Source organism: Bradyrhizobium sp. PRIMUS42 (genome assembly GCF_023006515.1).
In the GTDB taxonomy this organism is placed as follows: Bacteria; Pseudomonadota; Alphaproteobacteria; order Rhizobiales; family Xanthobacteraceae; genus Bradyrhizobium.
In genome coordinates, this window is sequence record NZ_JALBGZ010001636.1 from 1 (window position 1) to 403 (window position 403).

Sequence of the window (403 nt, forward strand, 5' to 3'; positions counted from 1 at the left end):
CTGGGAGATCCGCAGCCGCTCCAACGCCTCGCCGCAGCTCGAGCGCAACATCAACCGATTCACCCAGTTCCTGACCCTGGTCGGCCTCGCCGCGCTGCTGGTCGGCGGTGTCGGCGTGGCCAATGCCGTGAAGAGCCATATCGACCGCCGGCTCGAAGTGATCGCGACCCTCAAGGCCGTCGGCGCCACCGGGCGCGACGTGTTCGGCATCTATCTTGCGCAGGTTCTTCTGCTGGCGGGCATCGGCTCGATAATCGGCCTTGCGCTCGGCGCCGCCATGCCCTTCGCCATCGTCGGCCTGTTCGGCAAGCTCTTGCCGCTGCCGGTGGTGCCGGCCGTGCATGCCGACGAGCTCGCGCTGTCGTTCGTCTATGGCCTCCTGACCGCGCTAGCCTTCGGCCTG

General features: G+C 68.0%; 1 protein-coding gene. It reads left to right on the forward strand.

The window, feature by feature from the left end; all coding sequences use genetic code 11:
- Positions 1-403 (forward strand): FtsX-like permease family protein (locus MOV75_RS42040; protein WP_309487031.1); only part of this gene is annotated, 403 nt, incomplete at both ends.